Source organism: uncultured Eudoraea sp., assembly GCF_947260015.1.
Lineage (GTDB): Bacteria > Bacteroidota > Bacteroidia > Flavobacteriales > Flavobacteriaceae > Eudoraea.
In genome coordinates this window covers 1-19000 of record NZ_CAMYOM010000014.1, presented here as the reverse complement: position 1 = coordinate 19000, position 19000 = coordinate 1, and the positions used below count along the sequence as shown (strand labels likewise).

Below are 19000 nucleotides of genomic sequence, written 5' to 3'. Positions count from 1 at the left end.
CCGAACTACAGCTCTGTATCTAAGCCTGTTTACTAATGTATTCTTTATAGATTGCTATGGGTACCAAACCCGTCCATCCACAAAAATCTTTTTTAGCAGGCATTCCATAAGAAATTAGATCCGGAGCATAATTCTCCCAAAAAGTGCTGGTTGCTTCAAAAACTTCAGCAACTGCAGCATATGTTTTCTCAGCCAGATCTTTGGCCAATTCATGTTTCCCGTTAGCTGATAATCCCTTTAATACCATATAGGAAGTAGGAGCCCAAACACCTCCAAGCCAATAATCGCCCCAACCTTTATAATCCGGGTCATCGGCAGAAAGTGCCGGTAATGGTGTTCTTCTGTAAAATTCGTCAGGATTGGTCAAGTGTGCTAAAAATAGATCCAGACGTTCTTCGGGAACCAGTTCACCTAACAATACCCAATACATGCCAATATGCTTTCGCTTTATTTGTTTGTTATATCCCAGATCATAATAAAACGCATCCTCATTATTCCAACAAAGAGAATTTAAGGCATCTTTAACCTCAGCATGAAAATTTTCGTAGAATTGAATGTCCTCTGTTACTCCAATCTCATTTGCAATAAACTTAAGCTGCAGGGCATACATAGCCATCTGTGCTGTAAAATCAACCAATCTGCCTTCATCATTCCACACGCCTTGCAGAGTGTTTACATATTCCCTGATAAATGAATTTAAGCGTTCCTCTCCTGTTGAACCGCTCATCTTTCCTAACTTTTCCCCGAGCTCGTGATGTGTCATCCCATTTCCTTTATCCGTAGTCCATCCCCTTGGGAATCTGGGAATATTGTCCATCCCCATACCTAAAGTGTCTCCCCAGAATAGTTTGTCCTCTCCCTGATAGGTATTTAGGTGATATTCAAAATTCTTTTTTAAAACAGGATAGGCTTTCTTTAGACGGTTTTTATCTTTCTTAACGCTATATATTTCAGTTTCTGCAAAAGCCAATAAAGGAGGATTAATTGAAACCGGGTGATCTTTAGACCAAAGTGGCCTGCCATCCTTTCTGTACTCCCTGCAGATAAACCCATCTTCTTCTATACGCTCATAAAAATTATCAAGTGCCTGATATACCGGTAATTCGTCAAGGTGGTATTTTGTAAAAGCCACTATAAAACAAGTATCCCAGAGAAAAATATTATCAGAAAAAGCTGCATCTACAAAGGGCTTTTGAAAGAAAATTTCAGAATCACCTCCGCGAACTTTAGATTTAGTTATTTCCAAAGCCTTGTCGTACATGCGTTTAGACAATTCTTCGCTGACTTCAAAACAACAGTCCTCCATTGCCTTCTTTGTTATTTCCTTGTGGCCCACTTTATTATCTGCACAAGCAGTGGGTATCGCTGCTGCAGCTATCGCTGCAAATCCTATGGTATTATTAAACTTTCTTCGATCCATAACTATAAAATGATAAATGGGTTTTTCAAAAGAATGTTGATTATCTCCCCAGGCAATAATTTATTCCTCCTACTAAGTGTTTCTGAAAATCGAGTTCATCAAAAGATTCCTCGGCATGGCCTCCACCGGTATAAAAAACACGACCTCCATCAAATTCCTGAAACCATGCAATAGGATGGTTATCTCCGTTTGTTCCTCCTTCATATGAAGTTTCATCAAGGTAAATAAGCACCTGCAGTTCTGGATTTAAATTTTTATAGTTATACCACTCATCGTTGCGTACCCATGTATCTTTTAAATGAGCTGTTGACAAATGTTCCTTGTTCACAACATTCATTTTGGCCTCTCTGATATCGGGGTCATTTGGATGGCCGTCAAAATATGCGCCTACCAACTTACCATACCATGGCCAGTCATATTCAGTGTCGGTGGCCGCATGTATTCCCATGAAATTACCGCCATTATTAATATAGTTTTTAAAAGCTTGTTCCTGATCAGGCCCCAATACATCCAAAGTTGTGCTTAAGAAAAGAACTAAATCATATTTTTTCAAGTTGTTGTCATTAAATTGCATTGAATCTTCCGTTTGTGTAATTGAAAAACTGTTCTCTTTCCCTAAATTTTTGAGAATTTCGACCCCTTTTTCAATAGACTTGTGCCTATAACCCATAGTTTTTGTAAAAACCAGGATTTGGGCCATTTCTTCTTTTACGGCTTCAATATTATCTCTTTGCTTTTGACGCTGAGAACATTGTGTAATTAAGATGCAAAAAAGCAAAGAGGTAATAAATTTTCCGAGTGTTTTCATATGCATATTTTACAGTATATTAAATATCGAGAAATCTTCTTTAGGATACTACTAATTATTCAATGACATTAAATATTTTTTTGGAGTAGTCCCGAATTTCTTTTTAAAAGAGGCAATAAAATGACTGGATGTACTATATCCTATCCTATGCCCTACTTCATTTACATTATACTCACCAGATTCTAACATTTTACGTGCGAAATCCATTTTATAGTCAAACAAAAAACTAAATACTGGTTCTCCATATACTTGTTTAAAACCCTCCTTTAGTTTTTTAAGTGAAAGGCCAATCTCTTCAGATAACTGTGTCAGGGTAGGCGGTTCTGCCATGCGGCTTATCATGATTTCTTTAGCTTGCCTTATTCGCTTTATATTATCTTCATCCACTAAAAAGGGACACTGTTCTAAATCTGCATCTTCACTTTTGTTGAAATACAATGAGATTAATTCATATACCTTGGCTTTTACATAAAGCGCCTTAATGGAAGGATGGAGATTATAATTAATTATTTGGCTAAGAATAATTGCAATTGCAGGAGTAACACCTTCCTGGGAATAGTATTTCTTTTCCTTATTATCATCACTCAAAAAAGGAATATAGTCCGCTTCTTTTGAAAATAGAGAATGAAACCTTCGTATGGTCATTATAACAGATACCATCCATGACATAGGATTAAGTTCCAAATTTAATGGAAGGTCTAATTGCGTATTATACAACAGTAAAGAATTCTCTTCGGATACCTCCAGGGCATAATGGCCATCATTAAAAATAAATTTTGCACTCCCTTTTAAACAAAAGTGGAATTGAATAAAGCTACTATCAATATCCCGGGTAACTTTTTGAACCTCAGGGCCTTCATTTTGTATTTTTAACACATAAAAATCATCATCTATCAAGACTTCTGCAAAAGAACCTTGAACGATATTTTTGGAATCTGTTTGATGTGAACTCATAGGCATTCTATTTAGAAACATTCTAGATAGAATGTTTTCTAACAGCTGTTAGGGCCATAAAAGTAAAGGATTTTTGTATGTTTTCGATGAAATTGAGATAAAAATACTTAAAGCGATATATATTGTACCTCCAGCGTTATTTTTATTAAGTGGATGCTACTATTTTTGTGAGCTATATTGAAAATTCATGAAGAGGTATCATATCTCCAAACACAATTCCTTTTATACTGTTGGGCTAAGCTATAAAAATGCCAACGCAGAAGTAAGGGGGAAATTTAGCTTGGATCAGGAAGCCGCCGAGGCAGTTTTAACCGAAGCGAAGGCAATAGGTGTTGATGGTCTTCTTATTACTTCCACTTGTAATAGAACAGAATTGCACGGTTTTGCGCAGCACCCCTTTCAGTTAATTAAACTACTTTGTGATCATTCCCGGGGAACAATCGAAGAATTTCAGGAAGTAGCTTATGTGTTAAAAAATTATGAGGCAATTAACCATTTGTTTCTTGTAGGCACTGGATTAGACAGCCAGATCCTGGGTGACTTTGAAATAATAAGTCAGTTAAAACGCAGCTTTTACCACTCCAAAAAACATGATCTTACAAATCACTTTTTGGAACGCCTCATTAATTCGGTCATTCAAGCCAGCAAGCGAATTAAAAATGAAACAGAAATCTCAACCGGGGCTACCTCAGTCGCCTTTGCATCTGTTCAGTACATTCTAAAAAATGTTTCCAATATTTCAGAAAAGAATATTTTACTTTTTGGTACGGGTAAAATAGGCAGGAATACTTGTGAAAACCTTATCAAACATACAAATCATTCTCATATAACCCTTATTAACCGAACTAAGGATAAGGCCGAAAAAATTGCGGGAAAGTTTAATCTTGTCGTAAAGGATCATGGAGATTTGCAAACAGAAATCCGTAAGGCAGATGTCCTAATCGTGGCTACCGGAGCTAATTCGCCTACTATCTCGAAAGAGCTTATTTATACTAACAAACCACTTTTGATTCTGGATTTATCAATTCCTAAAAATGTGGCAGATAATGTATTAGAATTAAAAGATGTATCTGTATTGCACCTGGATCATCTATCACAAATAACAGATGAAACTCTTGAACGCAGAAAGCAATTTATTCCTCAAGCCGAATCTATTATAGATGAAGTGAAATCAGATTTTAGCCAGTGGCTGGAAACCAGAAAATTTGCTCCGGTAATAAAAGCCCTTATAAAGAAACTAAAATCTATGAAAGAAGAAGAACTGGATTTTCAGTCTAAAAAGCTCTCTGATTTCAATTCAGAACATGCAGATATCATATCTGAAAGAATCATTCAGAAGATTACTAAACAGTTTGCCAACCATCTGAAGGAATCTGAGAATGATGCCGATGATAGTTTGCAACTAATACAAAAGGTCTTTCAACTAGAATTAAACTCCCAATGAATAGGGTCATTCGTATAGGCACCCGCGATAGTGAGCTAGCACTATGGCAGGCAAATGACGTAAAGAAGAAACTGGATAAACTGGGGCATTCCACACAATTAATCCCTGTAAAATCGGATGGGGATCTAGTTTTAGATCAACCTCTTTATTCGATGGGCATTACAGGAATTTTTACAAAAACTTTGGATGTGGCTATGCTTGCTGATAAAATTGATATTGCTGTACATTCCATGAAAGATGTCCCCACCATTTTACCAAAGGGTATTGTACAGGCAGCCACTATGAAACGTGCTAACCACAAGGATATATTGGTACATAAAGGTCTGAATTTTCTAAATACCGAAGGAATTATTGCTACTGGCAGTTTAAGAAGAAAAGCACAATGGTTACATCGCTATCCGCTTCATGAAGTTGTTGGTTTAAGAGGAAATGTAAATACCCGATTGAAAAAACTAAAAGATAATTCCTGGGATGCAGCAATTTTTGCGGCCGCTGGCCTTGAGCGTTTAAATAAAGTTCCGGAAAACTATACCGAACTTCAATGGATGGTGCCAGCACCCGCACAAGGTGCTATGATGATTGCGGCCAAAAAGGAAGATCATTTTTGTATAAAGGCGCTTACCTCTCTTAATCATAAAACCACAGAAATCTGTACACAGGTTGAACGCGAGTTTTTAAGGGAATTAGAAGGCGGCTGCACAGCACCAATAGGGGCTTTAGCTACTATTAAAAAGGAGTTTTTACTTTTTAAGGGTATATTATTGTCTCTTGATGGGCAACGCACTGTTAGTATTGACAAGAAAATTAAACTAGCAGATTCAGCAGATTTTGGCAAAGCCTGCGCGCAAGAGGTCTTATTTAACGGAGGGAAAGAATTGATGCAGGATATAAAAATCCAGATGAACCAATGAAAAATATCCTCTCCACAAAACTCCTCACTCCTGATCAAAAAACGATTCTTAGTGATGCTGGTATTCATTTTCAGGATTACGAAGCCATAAAAATCCATTACCAGGAATTTCAATTAACCGGCGATTTTGACTATTATATTTTTACCAGTCAGAACGCGGTTAGGGCATTTATAGACCATAATTCTAATTTTGATGTAAAAAAGGAATTGGGAAGGGAGTGCTTTTGTGTAGGAGCAAAGACAAAATTACTTTTAGAAGAAAATGGGTATAAAGTTGTAAAAATGACCCATAATGCAGCCGAATTAGGCTATTTTGTTGCAAAAAACCATAAAAATGCATCATTTTTATTCTTTTGTGGAAATAAAAGAAATGATGATTTACCTGATATCTTGTCAAAACATAAGATTCATTTTAAGGAAATCGTAGTATACAAAACAGAATTAACAACTTTGCATTTTTCAGAATCCTTTGATGCCATATTGTTTTTTAGCCCTAGTGGAGTAAAGAGTTTTACTTTGGCAAATGAGTTGGGTAATAGTACCGTATTCTGTATAGGCAATACCACTGCAAAAGAGGCTGCTTTATATACAGATTCCATAATAGTTGCAGATACTCCGGTTGTAGAAGATCTTTTGAAAAAGGTCACATTGCATTATAATTTGAGCATTAAGAAATAAAATGAGTATAAAAAACGATTTATTTTTAAGAGCATTAAAAGGTGAAACTGTAGAGCGCCCTCCCGTATGGATGATGAGGCAAGCAGGCAGATACCTGCCTGAATTTATAGAGATTAGGGAGAAATATGATTTCTTCACCAGATGTCAGACACCGGAATTAGCTTCAGAAATTACTGTCCAACCTATTCGGCGATTTGGAATGGACGCCGCCATACTTTTTAGCGATATTCTTGTTATACCACAAGCTATGCAAATAGAAGTACAGATGAAACCAGATTTTGGCCCCTATTTACCAAACCCTATTCGCTCTCAAAAAGATGTAGACCGCGTTTTAGTACCCGATGTTAATGAAGAATTAGATTATGTAATGCAGGCTATAAGCGCAACTAAAGAGAAATTGCAAGATGAGATTCCATTAATAGGATTCGCAGGTTCTCCATGGACCATACTCTGTTATTGCGTTCAGGGACAAGGCAGTAAAACCTTTGATAAAGCCAAGGAATTCTGTTTTACACAACCAGTAGCTGCCCATAACTTATTGCAGAAAATTACAGATACCACTATCTCATATTTAAAGGCTAAGGTAAAAGCAGGCGTAAATGCGGTTCAGATTTTCGATTCATGGGGCGGCATGCTTTCACCCAATGATTATAAAGAATTTTCCTGGTCTTATAACCAACAAATTATAGATGCCCTAAAGGAGGAAACACAGGTAATTGTTTTTGGTAAAGGCTGTTGGTTTGCTTTGGGTGATATGGCCAAATCCGGTGCAGCTGCACTTGGAGTGGATTGGACTTGCTCGGCCCGAAATGCCAGAACTTTGACAGGAGGAAAAATAACACTCCAGGGAAATTTTGATCCTGCCCGCTTGTTGTCTCCCCCGGAAGTCATTAAAAAAATGGTCACACAAATGATTGATGAATTTGGAAAGGATCAATATGTCGTTAATCTTGGCCATGGGATTCTGCCCAACGTCCCAGTGGAAAATGCAAAAGCATTTATAGATGCAGTAAAAGAGTATAAGCCTTAAGGTAAAAGGGGGATTAAATTATATGATACTCTTTCTTTACCTCAATAGAATCATGTGATTGATGTCGGATAGCCGTATAAATAGTTTATTTGTTTTAGAGCCCTTAACAATTGTGGATACTCCCTCTTTACATGCTTTTTTAGCTTCAAATAAAAAAGAATTTCATCGCTTTTTCCCAACTACCTTAGGACAAAATGAGACTATTCAGGCTTCTGAAAACTACGTTCTAAATAAAAGCGAACAGATAAAATTAAAAACAGAATTTACTTTTGCCGTCAAAACAAATACCTCCGTTGTAGGCTTGCTAATCTTAAAAAACCTGAATTGGGAACTTAAGCGCGGTGAGATAGCTTATTGTATTGATAAAAATTATCAAGGTAGAGGCTGGATTACGAGAGCCGTAAAGGAAATCACTTCTTTTGCATTTAATGATCTCGACTTAAAAACCCTGGAAATTATCGTGTATAAAGAAAATAAATCAAGTATTAGAGTAGCAGAAAAATCGGGGTATAAATGGATAAAAACATTGTTAAAAGCCCATACCCCGCCAAATGAAGAGCCACTTGATATGGAATTATATGAAAGATCATATGAAAAATAAATTCTACAGCTATATTGAAGAACTTCAAGACACAATTACGTCCGGATTAGAAGAAATAGATGGTTCTGCTAAATTTCGTGAAGATATTTGGAAACGTCCTGAAGGTGGTGGAGGCAGAACCAGGGTAATTGTAGATGGTTCAGTTTTTGAAAAGGGTGGAGTAAACATATCTGCTGTTCATGGTGAACTCCCAAAAAGTATGCAAACCTATTTTGGTGTAAAGGATGCGGATTTTTATGCATGCGGTCTAAGTCTGGTGCTCCATCCCAAGAATCCGATGGTCCCAACTGTGCACGCCAATTGGCGCTATTTTGAAATGTATGATAAAAAAGGTGAATTGGTAGATCAATGGTTTGGTGGAGGCCTCGATCTTACGCCATATTATTTGTTTGAGGAAGATATTAAGCACTTTCATTCAGTTTGTAAAGCATCTTGTGATGCGCATGATCCTGATTTTTATAAAATCTATAAAAAGAAATGTGATGACTATTTCTGGAATAGTCATCGTGCGGAAGCAAGAGGAGTAGGTGGGTTATTTTTTGATTACTGTAAAGCTTCCGACAATATGAGTATTGAGGATTGGTATAACTTTGTCACTGCGGTGGGAGATAGATTTCTTGAAGCATATATACCAATTGTTATAAAAAGAAAATCCCTGAACTACACCAGTAAACAAAGGGATTGGCAAGAAATTCGCCGTGGCCGTTATGTTGAATTTAATCTGGTTCACGACAAGGGTACACTTTTTGGATTAAAGACTAATGGGCGCATCGAAAGTATTCTTATGAGCCTACCCCCGCATGTTCAATGGAAGTATGACCATCATCCGGAACGAGGCAGTGAAGAGGCCCGATTAATAAAAGTATTAGAGAATCCAAAATCATGGATTTGACATCTTTTAATTGTAATTTAGAAGTGAATACCCCTTAAAATGCTGCAAAAAATATTTCAAGTAGACGCCTTTACAGATCGGTTATATTCCGGTAATCCTGCTGCCGTTTGTATCCTGGAAAACTGGATAGAAGATGGCATAATGCAAAAAATCGCGATGGAAAATAATCTCGCGGAAACCGCTTTTGCGGTTAGAAATGGTTCTCAATATATCATTAGATGGTTTACACCGGAGTTGGAAGTAGATTTGTGTGGACATGCCACACTGGCAACTGCTTTCGTCCTATTTAATAATTATAATCTGAAAGACTCGTATATTGAGTTCTTTTCACCCAGAAGTGGAAAACTTCTGGTAGAGAAAGGTGAAGATGGATTATTAATACTGGATTTCCCTACAGATGACATTAAAACTATACAACCAATTCAGGCACTTAACGAAGCAATTGGTAAGAATCCGGTTTATACGTTAAAAGGAAAGACAGACTATCTCCTTATTTATAATACACAGAAAGAGATTGAACAATTGAATCCAAATTTCTTTCTACTCAATCAACTGGATGCCCGGGGGGTAATTGTTTCCGCCCCCGGAGACAGTGTAGATTTTGTATCGCGTTTTTTTGCTCCACAATGTGGAGTCAACGAAGATCCTGTAACAGGATCAGCGCACACCAGCCTTATACCCTATTGGTCTAAGGCACTTGGTAAATCTAAACTTACAGCCAAACAGTTATCTAAAAGAGGTGGTGATATTTATTGTGAATTCCTAGACAAACGGGTAAAAATTGCAGGGAGCACAGTTCTCTATTTAAAAGGTGAGATTATTATTTAGAATATATTCATTTCCGTTACCTTTAAACTTAAAATAAAGCCAATGTATCCACTTCGAAGAAATAGAAGATTACGAGCAAACAATGCCGTCAGGCATTTGGTTCGTGAAACAATTTTAACCCCCAGTGATTTTTTAGTCCCATTATTTGTTGTTGAAGGTCATGGAGTTAAGGAAGAAATTGCTTCAATGCCTAATTACTATAGGTTGAGCCTTGATAACTTGGGTAAAGAGGCAAAAGAACTCTGGAATATGGGTCTATGTGCGGTTCTGCTTTTTGTCAAAGTCCCCGAATCACTCAAGGATAATAAAGGAACAGAAGCACTTAATGAACATGGTTTAATGCAACGCGCAATTAACTCCGTTAAAAGCGCTTGTCCTGATATGTTGGTTATGACAGATGTTGCACTTGACCCTTATTCGTCATTTGGACATGATGGAATTGTGGCCAATGGTCAGATTCTTAATGATGAGACAAGTGAGATTTTGGCACAAATGAGTATTTCACATGCTGAGGCAGGTGCAGACTTTGTAGCTCCCAGTGATATGATGGATGGCAGGATACAAATTATCAGAGAAGCTTTGGAAGATGAAGAATTAACCAATACGGGAATCATGTCTTATTGCGCCAAGTATGCAAGTGGCTTTTATGGCCCGTTCCGCGACGCTTTGGAGTCAGCTCCTGTAAAAAAGGACAATATTCCTAAAGATAAGCAGACCTACCAGATGGATCCTGCTAATAGGATAGAGGCCATTAAAGAAGCTCATATGGATGTAGATGAAGGCGCTGATATTATTATGGTAAAACCCGGAATTTGTTATCTGGACATTGTAAGAGAAATAAAAGATGAAGTAGAAGTACCCGTGGCAGTATACCAGGTTTCAGGAGAATATGCAATGCTGAAGGCCGCCGCAGAAAAAGGCTGGCTGGATCATGATGCAGTTATGATGGAGCAATTGATATCAATCAAAAGGGCCGGTGCAGATATCATTGCCAGCTATTTTGCAAAAGATGCAGTAAAACTAATGGGTTAGCCTGCGTTCTATCAATACTTTACCATACACTCTGATGGCAAAAATTCCATTTTTTAAGTATCGGTATTATATTTTAATACTATTTGGTATTTTATTTTCGAAGTCCTACGCGCAGGATAGTTCTGAAGAAAATTCAAATTCACACAATCCCCTGAGCAAAATTACCAGTAGATCTATCCCAATAGATAGGGTTTCAAAGGAAACTGACCATAAAGTAGATTCTATTATTACCAATGGTATAAAGAACCATGCTTTTCCCGGCGCCCAGGTTTTAGTTGCGAAAAAAGGTGATATCATTTTTCATAAAGCTTATGGTTTTTATACTTACGACAGTATCCAACCAGTAGCCCTGAACGCCATCTATGACCTTGCGTCCGTTACAAAAATTACAGGTCCCGTACTTGCCTTAATGAAACTATATGACGAAGGAAAACTTGATTTAGATGTGCCGTTTTCTACGTATTGGAAACCCTGGAAACATGTAAAGAACAAAAGTGAGCTAAGCCTACGTGAAATACTTGCGCATCAGGCAGGATTAAAGCCTTATATTGTTTTTCTTAATGATGTTCAAAAAAAAGGAGGAATAAAACGAAAATACATCCATTCGGGGCCTTCACCCAGGTTTGAAAATCAGGCTTATGAACATCTTTACGTAAAAAACAGATTTGTTTCAAAAATACACAGGGAAATTAAGCGATCGGAGGTCAATGAAAATAAAGTCTATCTGTATTCCGGGCTGGCATTTTTAATATTCCCTAAGCTTATTTCTCAACTTAGCGGGGAGTCTTATGAATATTATTTACAAAAATATTTCTATCTGCCAATGGGTGCCACGACCCTTGGGTTTAAGCCCAAAACTAAGAAGTATCCTAATGATATAGTACCAACCGAAGTAGATTCAGTATTCAGGAAAGACCTGGTAAAAGGTTGGGTTCATGATGAAAATGCAGCGCTTATGGGAGGGGTATCGGGAAATGCAGGGCTGTTTGGAACAGCCAGAGATCTGCATATAATATTGCAAATGTATCAGAATTATGGCATTTATGATGGCCATAGGTATCTTTCCGAAGCTACCATAAAAGAATTTACAAAAGTACAATATCCAGAAAATGATAATAGACGTGGTCTGGGTTTTGATAAACCCCTATTGAAGAATAAAAACTTACCGATTTCGGAAGCTTATCCGGCAATAGATGCCAGCATGGAAAGCTTTGGACACTCCGGTTTTACCGGCACCTTTATATGGGCCGACCCAATAAACCAATTGGTATTTATTTTCCTCTCCAATCGTGTTTACCCTTCTCGCAACAATAGAAGTTTATATCATTTAAATATCCGGCCACAATTACATCAGTTATTTTATGTAGATCAGGGGGAGGAATAATTAATGAAAATAGTAAATCATATTATTAGTATTTTAGTGTCCTAATTAAATCAAATGGAATTACTTCTCTTTTATGCATCTGTTTCTATCTTTTTTTCTTTTTTATGTTCCATTTTAGAAGCTGTTCTATTAAGTGTAACGCCCACTTTTATTAATGTTAAGAAAAAAGAAGGGAAGCATTATGCCATTACACTGGAAGAATTAAAAAAAGATGTGGACCAACCACTTATAGCCATCCTTACTCTAAATACAATTGCACATACTGTTGGTGCAATACTAGTAGGTGTACAGGCTAAGGTAGCATACCAGGAAATATATGGGAGTACAACCAGTACCCTTTTTGGCATCCAATATACTGAGGAGGTCATGGTGGGAGTGGTATCTACGATCATGACGATATTAATACTTGTACTCTCGGAGATCATACCAAAAACAATTGGGGCAACCTATTGGAGGAAACTAGCCAATTTTACTTCAAAGGCTTTAACCATTTTGGTATTGATTTTAAAATGGACTGGCCTCCTCTGGATGCTTCAGTTATTTACACGATTAATTGGGAAAAAAGAGGTGCATGGCAGTGTCCTTAGCAGGGAAGATTTTACTACAATGGCCGATATAGCTCATGAAGAAGGTGTTTTTCAGGAATCAGAATCAAAGGTGATCAAAAACCTTCTGAAATTTGATGAAATTTGTGCGAAGGATGTCATGACCCCCCGGGCTGTGATGAAAATAGCCACGGAATCTATGTCCATTAAAGAATTCTTTGAAGAAAACCCGAAACTACGATTCTCGAGGATTCCCATTTATGGCGAGAGTGTAGACATAATTACTGGTTATGTTTTAAAAGATAATGTTTTGGAAGAGATTATAAACGAAAATGGAGATATTCCTTTATCAGCAATTAAAAGGGATTTGTTAGTTACTAAAAGGAATACGCCAATTCCGCAACTATTTGAGACGTTAATTGCAAAAAGGGAACATATTGCCCTGGTTGTTGACGAATATGGCTCTGTTAGTGGCCTGGTGAGTATGGAGGATGTTATAGAAACTTTATTGGGACTGGAAATCATGGATGAAAGCGATAATGTTGAAGATTTACAGCTTCTTGCAAGGAAAAAGTGGGAAGACAGAGCTAAAAAAACTGGTATAATAGAATAAAAAATGGCTACTGCATACATTAGTACCCCTTTGGGGAGTACAAAACTGGAAGGTGATGAAAATGGCCTTAGCTCTATTACCGTACTTGATATGGATGAACCCGAAAGCAAAATAATCCCTGAAGTTCTGGTGGATGCGGCATATCAATTAAATGAATATTTTAACGGTGAACGACAGAATTTTGACCTTTTAATAAATCCGGAAGGTAGTCAATTTCAAAAAAAAGTTTGGAGCTCATTATTAGAAATACCTTATGGAAAAACGATGTCTTATTTGGACCTTTCAAAGAAACTTGGCGATGTAAAAGCTATTCGGGCAGTTGCTTCAGCTAATGGAAAAAACCCTTTATGGATAATTATCCCCTGTCACAGGGTAATTGGATCTGATGGCTCATTAACAGGGTATGCCGGTGGATTGCACCGCAAAAAATGGCTGTTAAACCACGAGAGTCCCTCGAAGCAACAATCCCTATTCTAAATTTGCAGACCAACTGGTTTGTATAGGCATATTTCGTAAGATGAAATTAGTGTCAAATAGGATTTTGTCGTTGATGTTATACTTATTACCTATATTGTTTAAAGAAGGGCTACTTGCCGTAATTATTAAACAAACCAGTTAGTTGGTTGTGTACTTTTTTAATTTTCAATAAAACGGGTTGGTGCAAATTCCAAATTTGTATTTCTCAAAACCCTACCTTCTTCGGAAATAACAATTATTCCGCCCTCCAGTGTTTCTGAATCCACCAGTTTGGCGTAACCTATAAGAAACGTATTGCTTTTTTCATTGTAATCAAAAGCTGTAAGCTCAATATCCAATCCAACCTCATCCTGAATTTCTTGTACAATTGAGAGCATATCAATAATTCTATTTTCTTTTGTAATAAAATCATAAGTAGCAGGTCCAAAACGGATATTTGAAGGCTGTGCATAAAGATTGAGGTAATACAATTTCTCATTAACAATACTGGCCTCAGACTGAATAGGCCCTGCAAAGAAATACCTGTTTATTGAGAATTGGTCTTCCCCTATTACTTCCAGGGTCTGTAAGTTATAAAGCGTTAATTCATAATCAGACGCCGAATTCCCGGTAATGATAATCATATCCCCATCCCTATTAATCAAAACACTAGGGACCGATTTTCCAAAATCAAAGGTTCTTATTAAATTATTACTTTCAGTATCTAAGACAGAAAGTTTATAGTTGGACTGTTGATCCAGAAAAGTAATTAACAGCCGGTCACTAGAATATAAGGGCTCAAATACATCATTTACGTTAAATTCTATAACTAAATCTATCTCCTCATCAGTAGTTAGATTTATTGTCCTTATGCTATAATTTGTTGACCCTTCAGGGCTGAAATATCCCAGAAAAAGTTTATTTTCTGAATTAGCTCCCCAGGTAACTGATCTTTCATTAGATGTGGTATAAAACTCGTTTATAAAAGTGCTCTCTCCGGTTACATAATTTCTTTGTACTGCGGAAAAACTACCAGCTGCAAAGCTGAAAAAGGTAAGAAGGTCGGATACCTGTCTTAAAGTGAGGTACCCTCTGTTAATATTGCTTTCTGTCGTTAAGTTGAATAACTCTCCTTCATCAAGAGTTCCATCATAATTAAACTGAAAAACACTTTGAACATTCTGCCCTATTACCGTATAATTGGGCATTTGAACTTCAGAAACCATATCGGGTTGGTTGTCGTCATTGGTACAAGCAGGAAAAAGTGTGCCAATAATACAGAGGTAGAGAACCCACGGGAACCTATAAAATTTCATGCAGCTTTTTTTTAAAGATACATAATATCTTGTAGGAAGAGGCGGGTAGTAATAGCAAGTTGACTATTTACAGTTCAAAATTGACAATCAAATTAATTGCCAATAGGCTTTGCAGTCTGGATTGGAGTTACCTTTAAAATTAATTATTGGAAACCGTATTATCTGTCTTGATATCTTGAGAAACATCTAAAACATTCTCCTCTCCCGGGGTAATAATATCCAAATCTCCTTCATTATCTGAATCGTCATTAGTACAGGAGACAACAAAACAAAAAGAAAACACAAAAGCCAGTGAAAGAAGCTTTCTAGTAACATTTATATAGAATTGCGATTTCATAATAATAATTTGAAAAACTATTAAGGAATATCACAACGTTTTTTTACTCTTTTTATTGAAATTTGGGGTTTTAATTCGATAAACCGCAACATTTTTGCAATATCAATTCGTATCTTAAACTAAGCTACCAAGTAAGCAGGGAATACGGGTTTTGAAAATGGTAGTTTTCTCTAGTTGAATTGACCCAAAGAAAAATAACCTACAATAAAGTGGTTTCAATTTGAAAATAAAGTTTATTTAATACTTATTTGGGATGATACAGAAACTAAATCTTGAACATATCCTTTTCTTAGACATCGAAACTGTTCCTGAAGTAGCCAATTATGAGCAATTGGATGATACCAAGAAAGAGCTATGGGAACATAAATCACAGTATCAGCGCAAAGAAGAGTTTACAGCTGAAGAGTTTTATGACAGAGCGGGAATTTGGGCAGAATTTGGTAAGATAATATGTATCTCTGTAGGTTATTTTTTATTTAAAGATGGTGTTCGTAATTTTAGGGTTACGACATTTCAGGGTGATGAAGAAAAGATACTAAAAGATTTTATAAGATTGCTCAACGAACATTTTAGCCGCCCAAAAAACCTGCTTTGTGCACATAATGGTAAGGAATTTGATTTTCCATATATAGCGCGCAGATTAATTATTAAAGGGATGTCACTCCCACATAAGTTAGATCTTTTTGGAAAAAAACCCTGGGAAGTACCTCATTTGGATACTATGGAGCTCTGGAAATTTGGAGATTTTAAGCATTACACCTCCTTAAAACTTATGGCCAATGTACTGGGTATTCCTTCTCCAAAAGAAGATATTGATGGTAGTATGGTCAGAGATGTTTATTATGAAGAAGGCAATTTGGACCGTATTGTAGCTTATTGCGAATTAGATGTTATCACTTTAGCACAAGTCTTTCTAAGGCTTCGTAATGATGAGTTATTGCCTGAAGCCCAAATAATTCATATTTAGAATTATTCTTCCAGCCTGGTTTGTTTTTTATGTTTTACGAAGAATATTTTTGAATCACGCTATCTAATGCAGTGGTCTTGTATTTAAATGTATTGTGCTTATAATATGGTTGTCCTATCTTAGCTTATTCAAAAGATATGTGGGTAATAACTATATCCAATTGTTAGGTGCAAGACTTACCATAACGAAGCTATGAAGGAAGTGAAGGGTTTTTAATCTGTTTTAATTTAGCAATGCTACGAACAAAGCTACATAGACCTCCTGCCATCTTTAACGAACAAGTTATACGTTCAGGTTTAATTAAGAAGCTTGAATCAGGCCTACAAAAGCCGATGTCATTAGTTTCTGCTCCTGCCGGATATGGCAAAAGCCAAACCGTTAGCCAATGGCTTCAGGAAACAACTGCAACAAGTTGCTGGATATCTCTTGATGAAGAAGATAACGACTTGCGGGTTTTTCTTACTTATGTGGTGGCAGCCCTGCATACAGCTGTCCCTAATAGTGTTCCTCTTACCGAAACCATTTCAACTGCAGGAGAACTTCCACCTATAAAAACGATTGCTCATACCTTGATCAATGAGCTTGATAAAATAGACAAGGCCGTGATCTTAGTATTAGATGACTACCATAGAAACCTCAATGTCTGCACCTATGCATAGTTACAAGGCGAGATCCTCCATTGAAATTAAATCGGCTTTTAGCCCAAAGCAGGATGGTTGAGGTCAGAATGAAGCATTTGGCCTTCTCAACTGATGAGATTAAAGAATTCTACCAAAACTTGTTCAATGAGTCAATCAATGAAGAAACGGCTAATTCGTTAAAAAACAGAACAGAGGGTTGGATCGTTGCGCTGCGCATGGCGTCCTTATTAACTACTCATGCGGCTAGTGCTAACCAGGTGTTTACAGAGTTTACCGGTGATTTATACGCACTCTCTCAGTATATGCTTGAAGAAATCCTCGATAAACAGCCAGCGGAATTTCAGGAAGTCCTTTTAAGAGTAAGTCTGCTAGATAAGTTTAACGCTGAGCTAGTCAGTGCCCTCCTAAAGGTCACAGTAAAAAAGGCGCAATCATTTATTGATTGGTTACTAGAGATAAATCTATTCATCATTCCCCTGGATCAGCAAAACAATTGGTTCAGATTTCACCATCTGATTCAGGAGTTTTTGCAACGCATGGCCTCTAAGCGCATTATGGAGGATGACTTAGTTGATATTCATACCAGTGCGGCCATATGGTTTGAGCGAAACGAATTTATTGAAGATGCTATTCGCCACATGTTAAAAGCGCAAAAAGTAGCGGAAGTTTCGAAAATTATTATTCGGAATAGGCTATCAGAATTATATAATGATAAATGGTATGTTGTCGAGCGATGGTTGAGCAAACTACCTCAATCCGAAATGAATGAGCCTAACTTGCTTTTATCTGCCTGTTGGCCGGCATACGAAAATATTCAATTTGAGCTATTGGGCAGCTTGCTTCAACAGGCTGAATTACTTCTCAAAAACAATCAAGATTCAGCGCTACATGGCGAGTGGAACCTAGTTTCAGGTCTGCTGCAATTTTGGAGCGGAAACTGTGATCACGCAATGACTCATTTTGAGCAAGCCAAAGTGTTGTTGTCTGAAGAAGAGAATCTATTTACGGGTATGCTGAACCTACACATAGCAATGGCCAGAACGCTTTCTGGAAAAATGGAGCTGGCGATTACTGAATTAAAGCAACAAATACAGCAATCTGAAGGCAATGCGGTTTATGAAACACGACTGTATTCAGGCTTATATTATAATAACATGTTTGCCGGTAACCTGGCGAAGGCAAAGCGTTATGGCAGCAAAGTGAAGAGTATTGGAGCGGAAAATGACCTGCACTACACCCATGCCATGGGTGTCTGTCAGGAAGCAATGGCTTGTTTTTGTGCTAATCAACTGGAAGCAGCAATCGGCCTTCTTAAGATTGCTGAGCAAAAAAGATTCATCTTACACAAAGGAACAGCCATTGATGCCATGGTTGCCAAGGTAATTACGTATGAAATACAGAACCAACCCAAAGAGGCAGACACTTCATTAAAAACCTTGAAAGCGTTTACCACAGAGTTGAATCAGGACGCATATACAATTGTTAGCAGCTCATGCGAAATGAGGTTATTGTCTATGCGAAATGAATTAGAAAAAGCCATGGAATGGCAGTCGCTCCTGGAGCAGACGCCAATTTTCGCCGGTTTATTTATTTGGATTGAGGTACCAAGGCTTACACAAGTGCGCGTGCTTTTAAGAGAGTCCTCCGAAAAGAGTTTAGACAAGGCTGCTATGATTTTAGCTGAGGTAAACGAAATAGCCAAACGCTACCATTTGATTAATCACCAAATTGAAATGGCGGTCCTTAAGGTTGTTTTATTAACCAAACGTGGCATGTTAACAGAAGCTGCAAAAGCCTTAGACACGTCACTGCAACAATCTGAGCCAGGTAAATGGATCAGGCCCTATTTAGAGTGGAAATCAGAACTATATCCTTTGATTGCCGAAGTTTGTAGTGACAAGGGAAGATCCTATTTTTATAAATTATTGCTGGAGTCATTAAACAAATCCATGGGCACTAAGACAAACGAATTGGCAGTGCAAGTTAAGCCCGTTGAAATGGTCGCAGATAATGAGGAACAACTTTCGGTTCGAGAAATTGATGTCGTGCGGTTGATGTCGCAAGGGTTTAGAAATAAAGAAATTGCCGACACCCTATTCATTTCAGTGGGTACTGTAAAAAAACACATCTATAATATTGGTCAA

General features: G+C 37.3%; 19 protein-coding genes. 14 read left to right on the top strand and 5 right to left on the bottom strand.

Annotation, left to right across the window (positions count from 1 at the left end; all coding sequences use genetic code 11):
• Nucleotides 1–19 precede the first annotated feature (19 nt).
• Genes Q0X66_RS08175 through Q0X66_RS08165 form a run of 3 tightly spaced genes read right to left on the bottom strand, consistent with a single transcriptional unit; the run spans nt 20 to nt 3182 of the window.
• Nucleotides 20–1420 (bottom strand): trehalase family glycosidase, encoded by a 1401-nt coding sequence (locus Q0X66_RS08175; protein ID WP_297705128.1) that lies wholly within the window; start codon nt 1418–1420, stop codon nt 20–22.
• A 40-nt stretch (nt 1421–1460) separates the two neighbouring features.
• Nucleotides 1461–2228, bottom strand: coding sequence for a ThuA domain-containing protein (locus Q0X66_RS08170; RefSeq protein ID WP_366938682.1), 768 nt, complete (start codon nt 2226–2228; stop codon nt 1461–1463).
• 51 nt (nt 2229–2279) lie between these two features.
• Nucleotides 2280–3182 carry an AraC family transcriptional regulator gene (locus Q0X66_RS08165; RefSeq protein ID WP_297705126.1) on the bottom strand — a complete coding sequence of 301 codons (903 nt, stop codon included), beginning with the start codon at nt 3180–3182 and terminating at the stop codon, nt 2280–2282.
• Between the two features lie 187 nt (nt 3183–3369).
• Here Q0X66_RS08165 and hemA point away from each other — a divergent pair, with 187 nt between their 5' ends.
• From hemA to Q0X66_RS08110, 11 genes are all read left to right on the top strand, one after another.
• The gene (gene hemA / locus Q0X66_RS08160) at nt 3370–4626 is read left to right on the top strand and encodes a glutamyl-tRNA reductase (protein ID WP_297705124.1); all 1257 of its coding nucleotides are present in this window, start codon (nt 3370–3372) and stop codon (nt 4624–4626) included.
• Complete coding sequence (gene hemC, locus Q0X66_RS08155; RefSeq protein WP_297705122.1) at nt 4623–5537, top strand: hydroxymethylbilane synthase; 915 nt, start codon at nt 4623–4625, stop codon at nt 5535–5537. The genes hemA and hemC overlap by 4 nt, the downstream gene beginning before the upstream one ends.
• Entirely contained in the window at nt 5534–6214 is a 681-nt protein-coding gene (locus tag Q0X66_RS08150; protein WP_297705121.1) for a uroporphyrinogen-III synthase, read from the top strand. Before hemC ends, Q0X66_RS08150 begins: the two co-directional genes overlap by 4 nt.
• A gap of 1 nt (nt 6215) precedes the next feature.
• Nucleotides 6216–7244, top strand: coding sequence for a uroporphyrinogen decarboxylase (gene hemE, locus Q0X66_RS08145; RefSeq protein WP_297705119.1), 1029 nt, complete (start codon nt 6216–6218; stop codon nt 7242–7244).
• A 61-nt stretch (nt 7245–7305) separates the two neighbouring features.
• Nucleotides 7306–7845 (top strand): GNAT family N-acetyltransferase, encoded by a 540-nt coding sequence (locus Q0X66_RS08140; RefSeq protein WP_297705117.1) that lies wholly within the window; start codon nt 7306–7308, stop codon nt 7843–7845.
• Entirely contained in the window at nt 7835–8737 is a 903-nt protein-coding gene (gene hemF / locus Q0X66_RS08135; RefSeq protein WP_297705115.1) for an oxygen-dependent coproporphyrinogen oxidase, read from the top strand. Before Q0X66_RS08140 ends, hemF begins: the two co-directional genes overlap by 11 nt.
• Nucleotides 8738–8776: 39 nt before the next feature.
• Nucleotides 8777–9565 (top strand): PhzF family phenazine biosynthesis protein, encoded by a 789-nt coding sequence (locus Q0X66_RS08130; protein ID WP_297705113.1) that lies wholly within the window; start codon nt 8777–8779, stop codon nt 9563–9565.
• 42 nt (nt 9566–9607) lie between these two features.
• Nucleotides 9608–10597, top strand: coding sequence for a porphobilinogen synthase (hemB, locus tag Q0X66_RS08125; RefSeq protein ID WP_297705111.1), 990 nt, complete (start codon nt 9608–9610; stop codon nt 10595–10597).
• A 34-nt stretch (nt 10598–10631) separates the two neighbouring features.
• The gene (locus Q0X66_RS08120) at nt 10632–11981 is read left to right on the top strand and encodes a serine hydrolase (RefSeq protein ID WP_297705109.1); all 1350 of its coding nucleotides are present in this window, start codon (nt 10632–10634) and stop codon (nt 11979–11981) included.
• Between the two features lie 54 nt (nt 11982–12035).
• Complete coding sequence (locus Q0X66_RS08115) at nt 12036–13139, top strand: CNNM domain-containing protein (RefSeq protein ID WP_297705107.1); 1104 nt, start codon at nt 12036–12038, stop codon at nt 13137–13139.
• Between the two features lie 3 nt (nt 13140–13142).
• On the top strand, nt 13143–13616 hold the full coding sequence (locus Q0X66_RS08110; protein ID WP_297705105.1) for a methylated-DNA--[protein]-cysteine S-methyltransferase: 474 nt from the start codon (nt 13143–13145) through the stop codon (nt 13614–13616).
• 158 nt (nt 13617–13774) lie between these two features.
• On the opposite strand, the gene Q0X66_RS08105 is transcribed toward Q0X66_RS08110, so the two are convergent.
• Both Q0X66_RS08105 and Q0X66_RS08100 read right to left on the bottom strand, forming a co-directional pair.
• Nucleotides 13775–14911, bottom strand: coding sequence for a hypothetical protein (locus Q0X66_RS08105; protein WP_297705103.1), 1137 nt, complete (start codon nt 14909–14911; stop codon nt 13775–13777).
• A 139-nt stretch (nt 14912–15050) separates the two neighbouring features.
• Nucleotides 15051–15248 (bottom strand): hypothetical protein, encoded by a 198-nt coding sequence (locus Q0X66_RS08100; RefSeq protein ID WP_297705101.1) that lies wholly within the window; start codon nt 15246–15248, stop codon nt 15051–15053.
• A gap of 253 nt (nt 15249–15501) precedes the next feature.
• On the opposite strand from Q0X66_RS08100, the gene Q0X66_RS08095 reads away from it, so the two are divergent.
• The 3 genes from Q0X66_RS08095 to Q0X66_RS08085 form a co-directional block, all read left to right on the top strand.
• Nucleotides 15502–16215, top strand: a complete 714-nt coding sequence (locus Q0X66_RS08095; protein ID WP_297705099.1) for a 3'-5' exonuclease — start codon at nt 15502–15504, stop codon at nt 16213–16215.
• A 332-nt stretch (nt 16216–16547) separates the two neighbouring features.
• Nucleotides 16548–16874, top strand: coding sequence for a hypothetical protein (locus Q0X66_RS08090; protein ID WP_297705097.1), 327 nt, complete (start codon nt 16548–16550; stop codon nt 16872–16874).
• A gap of 53 nt (nt 16875–16927) precedes the next feature.
• The coding region (locus Q0X66_RS08085) for a LuxR C-terminal-related transcriptional regulator (protein ID WP_297705095.1) at nt 16928–19000 on the top strand (2073 nt) is incomplete at its 3' end.